The organism is Pseudomonas sp. GM24 (assembly GCF_000282235.1).
GTDB lineage: Bacteria > Pseudomonadota > Gammaproteobacteria > Pseudomonadales > Pseudomonadaceae > Aquipseudomonas.
The window spans coordinates 1-5,913 of record NZ_AKJR01000249.1; the positions used below are offsets into that span (position 1 = coordinate 1).

Here is a 5,913-nt window from a genome sequence, read left to right on the forward strand (position 1 = left end):
CGGGACGCTCTGCGTCCCAACAGCCGAACGCGGAGCGTCCGATGAGGCATTCCCACGCAGAGCGTGGGAACGATCTCTGGTGAACCAAAATCCCCGAATACCACTATCGGCGGTTTTTGCCTCACTGCCACATGACGGACGCATTACAACTCTAGGATTGGCCCCATCTGCTTGATGAGGTCTGTCCATGAATCCTGCCATCGCAACTGCCCTGACCAATCCCGGTGCGCCGATGAAAGTGCGCGGCGTGCAGAAACGCTTCGGCGCGTTCACTGCGCTGGATAACGTCTCCCTCGACGTCGCCGCCGGTGAACTGGTGTGCCTGCTCGGCCCGTCGGGCTGCGGCAAAACCACCTTGCTGCGCTGCATCGCCGGTCTGGAGAAGCAGGACAGCGGCGAGCTGTACCTCGGTGACCGCGACGTCTCGCATCTCGCCCCACAAGCCCGCGACTACGGGATTCTGTTCCAGTCCTACGCACTGTTCCCCAATCTGACGGTCGAAGCGAACATTGCCTACGGCCTCGCCGGCAGCGGTCGCGATGAAGTGCGCCGCCGCGTCGGGCAGATGCTGGAACTGGTCGGCCTCACCGGCAGCGAGAAAAAGTACCCCGGCCAGTTGTCCGGCGGCCAGCAACAGCGCGTTGCTCTAGCTCGGGCCTTGGCGCCGGCACCGTCGCTGCTGTTGCTCGACGAACCGATGTCGGCCCTCGACGCCCGCGTCCGCGAGCATCTGTGTACTGAACTGCGCCAACTGCAGCGCAACCTCGGCATCACCACACTGATGGTCACGCACAATCAGGACGAAGCCATGCTGATGGCCGACCGTATCGCCGTGATGAACAACGGCCGCGTCGAGCAGTACGCCACCCCGCAGGAAATCTACAACCGCCCGGCCACGCCGTTCGTGGCTGAGTTTGTCGGCCAGGGCAACTGGTTGCCGTTCCAGCGCAGCAGCGACACTCACGCGCAGGTCGGCGGGATGAATCTGCGCCTCAGCGACGGCAGCATCCAGCGCGCCTCGGGCCGTTTGTTCTGCCGCCCGGAAGCGATCAACGTCAATCCACCGGTGCACGAAGAGAACCTGTTCCCGGCCAAAGTCCGCGAGATCACCTTTCTCGGCAATCGCTGCCGCATGAGCTTCGAACTCGATCAGTTGCCCGGCCACGCCTTGCTCGCCGAACTCGCCCCGGAAGCCATGCCGCGCCTCGGCGCCCAGCAAATCATGGTCGCCTTGCCGCCGCGCAGCCTGCAGGTGTTTGCCTGATGAACAGCAACCTCGCGCTGCCGCTACCGCACAAGCAGGTGCGCCAGACTTCGAAAGCCGAGATCGGCGATCGCATTTTTGTCGTCGGCGGCAAAGTGCTCTTGCTGCTGTTACTCGGCGTCGCGGTATTGCTGCCGTTGCTGGCGATCTTCTGGCGTGGCTTCAGCAGTGAGGCCGGGCAGGGCGGTGGCTGGGTCGCGGCGAAGGAGTTGGTGACCAGCGAGAATTTCCACTGGCTGCTCGGCAACAGCCTGAAAGTGTCCCTCAGCGTCGCGGCCATCGTTGTACCGCTGGCTTACCTGTTTGCCTACGCCTTGCAACGCACGATGATTCCGGCCAAGGGCATCTGGCGCGGGATTTCCCTGCTGCCGCTGATGGCGCCGTCGATGCTGCCGGGCATTGCGCTGGTTTATCTGTTCGGTAACCAGGGCATGTTGCGCGGGCTGCTCTCGGACAACATCTATGGGTTCTGGGGGATTGTGCTGGGTGAAGTGATTTACACCTTTCCCCATGCGTTGATGATTCTGCTCTCGGCGTTGTCGCTGGCCGATGCGCGACTGTTCGATGCAGCGTCGAGCATGGGCGCCAGCCCGGCCAAGGCGTTTCGCAGCATCACCTGGCCGGCCACTCGCCAGGCTGTGTTTGCCGCGTTCTGTCTGGTGTTTACCCTGACCATCACCGATTTCGGTGTGCCGGTGGTGGTCGGTGGCGACTATCAAGTGCTGGCGCTGGAGGCCTACAAAGCCGTGGTCGGCCAACAACAATTCGGTCGCGGCGCGTTGATCGGCATGGTGCTGTTGCTGCCGGCGCTGTTCAGCTTCGGTGTCGATGCCTGGTTGCGTCGGCGTCACGGCGATTCCATGAGCGGTCGGGCGCAGGTGTTCAAACCGGCGCCGTCGAAGTTGCGCGATGGCTGCTATCTGGCGATTGTCTTGCTGATCAGCGCCGCGTTGATTCTGGTGTTCGGCATGGCGGTGTTCTCCTCCTTGGTAAAGTTCTGGCCGTACAACCTTTCGCTGTCGCTCAATCATTACCAGTTCAACGAAACCGCTGGCGGTGGCTGGCTGGCCTACAGCAACAGTTTGAAAATGGCGTTGGGCACGGCACTGATCGGCAGCGTGCTGATCTTTACCGGCGCTTACCTGATGGAGAAAACCCGCAGCCAACGCGGCCTCAACCTGGCGTTGCGCATGCTCAGTTTTGTGCCGATGGCGGTGCCGGGGCTGGTGCTCGGCTTGGGTTACGTCTTCTTCTTCAACCTCACTGGCAACCCGCTGCACGTGCTGTACGGGACGATGACGCTGCTGATCGTCTGCACCATTGCGCACTACCTGACCACTGCACAAATGACTGCAACCACCGCGTTGCGCCAACTCGACGCCGAGTTCGAAGCGGCTGCACTGTCGCTGAAGGCGCCGCTGTATCGGCATTACCTGCGTGTCACCGTGCCGATCTGCCTGCCGGCGCTGCTCGACATTGTGCGCTACCTGTTCGTCTCGGCGATGACCACCGTTTCCGCGGCGATCTTCCTCTACAGCCCCGACACCATCCTCGCGGCGGTGGCGGTGCTGAACATGGATGACGCCGGCAACGTCGGCGGCGCGGCGGCGATGTCGACCCTGATTCTGTTCACCTCGGCGGGCGTGTCCTTGCTGCTGGCGTGGGCTTCGCGCGGCTTGCTGCGCCGTTCTCAAGCCTGGCGGCAAACCGCGCCCGGTCACTGATTCCAACCCCGTTCAACTCATTACAGGAAAACGATCATGTTCAAGCCTATGGCCCTGGCCGCTGCTGTGCTCGCTACTTTCAGCCTGAATGCCTTCGCGGCAAAAACCGAGTTGACGGTGTACACCGCCCTCGAAGCCGAGCAGCTGAAGTCCTACAAAGAAGCCTTCGAAAAGGCCAACCCGGACGTCGAAATCAAATGGGTGCGTGATTCCACCGGGATCATCACCGCCAAACTGCTCGCCGAAAAGGCCCGTCCACAGGCTGACGCGGTGTGGGGCCTGGCCGCTTCGAGCCTGGCAATCCTCGACCAGCAAGGCATGCTGCAAAGCTACGCGCCGAAGGACCTCGGCAAGATCGGCGCGAATTACCGCGACGCTGCCAACCCGCCAGCCTGGGTCGGAATGGATGTCTGGGCCGCGACCATTTGCTTCAACACCGTCGAAGCCGAGAAGCAGGGCCTGACCAAGCCCGTGAGCTGGCAGGACCTGACCAAACCTGAGTACAAGGGCAAGATCGTCATGCCGAATCCGGCGTCGTCCGGCACCGGTTTCCTCGACGTCAGTGCCTGGCTACAAACCTTCGGCGAGAAACAGGGCTGGGCCTACATGGACGGTCTGCACCAGAACATCGGCCAGTACGTTCACTCCGGTTCCAAACCTTGCAAGCTGGCGGCGGCGGGCGAGTTTCCGATCGGGATTTCCTTTGAATATCCGGCGGTTCAGCTGAAGCGTCAGGGTGCGCCGCTGGACATCATCCTGCCGAAGGAAGGCCTGGGCTGGGAGATCGAAGCGACTGCGGTGATCAAAGGTACGCCGCATGAAGAGGCCGCGAAGAAACTGGCTGACTTCTCGGCGAGTGCTGAGGCGATGGATCTGTACAAGGAGAACTTCGCTGTCCTCGCGCAACCGGGTATCGCCAAGCCGCAGACCGAATTGCCGGCGGATTACGAGCAGCGCCTGATCAAGAACGACTTTGCCTGGGCCTCGAAGAATCGCGACGAGATTTTGACCGAGTGGCGCAAACGTTATGACGGCAAGTCCGAGAAAGTTGCGGCCAAGTAAATCTTCGTAGTCTGACCGGGCCTCATCGCTGGCAAGCCAGCTCCCACAGGGTTTTGCGGTGAACACGAATTTTGGGAACACCTCGATACCTGTGGGAGCTGGCTTGCCAGCGATGACGGCCTCTCTTTCAGAGCACCTCTAAATGACACAACACAAAGACCTGCTCATCGTAGGCGCTGGCATTCTCGGCCTATCGCACGCCTATGCCGCCGCCAAACGCGGCCTAAAAGTCGCCGTTTTTGAACGCACAGCCACGCCCCTCGGCGCCTCGGTGCGCAACTTCGGCCAGGCCCTGGTCACCGGCCAGCCTCCGGGCACCATGCTCGAACTGGCCAAGGCCAGCCGCGAGATCTGGGGTGATTGGGCGCAGCTCGCCGGTTTGCAAATCAAGCGCAACGGTTCCTATCTGTTCGCCCGCACTGAAGCCGAAGAACATCTGCTCGAAGCCTTCTGCAACGGTCGCGCCGTGGAACACGGTTACAACATCCAGTTGCTGCGCGGCGCTGCCTTGCGCGATCTGTATCACGGCCAGTTCCGCCACCACCGCGCCGCGTTGCACGGCATGGACGATCAACAGCTGTACTCACGGGAAGCGATTCCGGCACTGATCGATTATCTGCGCCGCGACCTTGGCGTGGATTTTCATTTTTCCACGTTAGTGCGCGACGTCGAACCCGGCCACCTGCACAGCACCGCCGGCAGCTTCACGGCGAAGCAGATCATCGTCTGCTCCGGCCACGATTATCAAACCCTGCTGGCCGAGCCGATCGCTGCGCTCGACCCGCAAATCTGTCGCCTGCAAATGCTCCGCGCCAAACCTGCGACCGAGCTGAATCTGCAACACGCCTTGCTCACCGGTTTGAGTTGCGTGCACTACGGCGCTTTCGCCGATCTGCCGGAAGCGGCGGCGGTGCAGGCACAGATCCTCCGTGAGCAACCGCACCTGCACGACAACGGCATTCACCTGCTGATCAGCCCGACGCCGTACGGCGAGCTGATCATCGGCGACTCGCACCATTACGGCAGCGACCCTTCACCGTTCAACGCCGAGCAAGTGGATAACTGGATGCTTGAACTCGCCGAGCAGACGCTGGGCTGCAAGGTGCAAGTGGTCGAGCGCTGGCAGGGCGTCTATGGTTCCCGGGGGCCGGGGCCGTTTTCGTTGCTGCGCCCGGCAGCGGGATTGAGTGTGGCGCTGATGCACACCGGTGTCGGCATGAGCGTCGGCCCGGCGCTGGCCGAGCGCAATGTTGCGCAGTCGCTGGAGGAAATTGAATGACAGCTCACGAGCAAGTCGTCGCGCGGGTATTCGGGCTGTACGAACGCTTTGGCACCAGTGATTACATCGGCGAACCGGTGTCGCAGATCGAACACATGTCCCAGACCGCCGAACTGGCGATCGCCGAAGGCTTCGATGACGAAGTGGTGCTGGCGGCGTTCTTTCATGACATCGGCCATTTGTGTGCCGAGGGCGCGGAGAATATGGGCGGTTATGGCGTGGTCAGTCATGAACGGCTGGGCGCGGATTATTTGCGTGAGGCCGGTTTCAGCGAGCGCATGGCGCGGCTGGTGGAGTATCACGTGCAGGCCAAGCGGTATCTGACGTTGCGTGAGCCGGGATATTTCGAGCGCTTGAGTGAGGCGAGTCGGCGGACGCTGGAGTATCAGGGCGGGGTGATGACCGCGGCTGAGGCGGATGTGTTTGAGCGGGATCCGTTGTGTGCGGTGAGTTTGCGGATGCGGCAGTGGGATGAGTTGGCCAAGGAGAGGGCGGTGCCGGTGATTGATCTGGCGGTGCTCAAGCGTAAGGCTGAGGTTTTGTTGTTGGCTGAGTGATTGTCTCCCTCACCCCAGCCCTCTCCC

Annotated in this window: 5 protein-coding genes; all 5 read left to right on the forward strand. The window is 61.9% G+C overall.

What is annotated here, in order from left to right; translation table 11 throughout:
• Positions 1-187: 187 nt before the first annotated feature.
• A complete protein-coding gene (locus PMI23_RS25385; protein ID WP_007912992.1) occupies positions 188-1,264 on the forward strand; it encodes a putative 2-aminoethylphosphonate ABC transporter ATP-binding protein in 1,077 nt (358 codons plus the stop codon).
• Positions 1,264-2,988 (forward strand): putative 2-aminoethylphosphonate ABC transporter permease subunit, encoded by a 1,725-nt coding sequence (locus PMI23_RS25390; protein WP_007912990.1) that lies wholly within the window; start codon positions 1,264-1,266, stop codon positions 2,986-2,988. The genes PMI23_RS25385 and PMI23_RS25390 overlap by 1 nt, the downstream gene beginning before the upstream one ends.
• Positions 2,989-3,024: 36 nt before the next feature.
• Positions 3,025-4,050, forward strand: coding sequence for a putative 2-aminoethylphosphonate ABC transporter substrate-binding protein (locus PMI23_RS25395; RefSeq protein ID WP_007912988.1), 1,026 nt, complete (start codon positions 3,025-3,027; stop codon positions 4,048-4,050).
• A 142-nt stretch (positions 4,051-4,192) separates the two neighbouring features.
• Positions 4,193-5,329 (forward strand): TIGR03364 family FAD-dependent oxidoreductase, encoded by a 1,137-nt coding sequence (locus PMI23_RS25400; protein WP_007912986.1) that lies wholly within the window; start codon positions 4,193-4,195, stop codon positions 5,327-5,329.
• Positions 5,326-5,886 carry a phosphonate degradation HD-domain oxygenase gene (locus PMI23_RS25405; protein WP_007912984.1) on the forward strand — a complete coding sequence of 187 codons (561 nt, stop codon included), beginning with the start codon at positions 5,326-5,328 and terminating at the stop codon, positions 5,884-5,886. The genes PMI23_RS25400 and PMI23_RS25405 overlap by 4 nt, the downstream gene beginning before the upstream one ends.
• Positions 5,887-5,913 lie beyond the last annotated feature (27 nt).

What these genes read in the sequence shown, in the direction of transcription:
- PMI23_RS25395 (WP_007912988.1), top strand. Translation starts at nt 3,025, where the DNA reads ATGTTCAAGCCTATGGCCCTGGCCGCTGCTGTGCTCGCTACTTTCAGC.
- PMI23_RS25390 (WP_007912990.1), top strand. Translation starts at nt 1,264, where the DNA reads ATGAACAGCAACCTCGCGCTGCCGCTACCGCACAAGCAGGTGCGCCAG.
- PMI23_RS25385 (WP_007912992.1), top strand. Translation starts at nt 188, where the DNA reads ATGAATCCTGCCATCGCAACTGCCCTGACCAATCCCGGTGCGCCGATG.
- PMI23_RS25400 (WP_007912986.1), top strand. Translation starts at nt 4,193, where the DNA reads ATGACACAACACAAAGACCTGCTCATCGTAGGCGCTGGCATTCTCGGC.
- PMI23_RS25405 (WP_007912984.1), top strand. Translation starts at nt 5,326, where the DNA reads ATGACAGCTCACGAGCAAGTCGTCGCGCGGGTATTCGGGCTGTACGAA.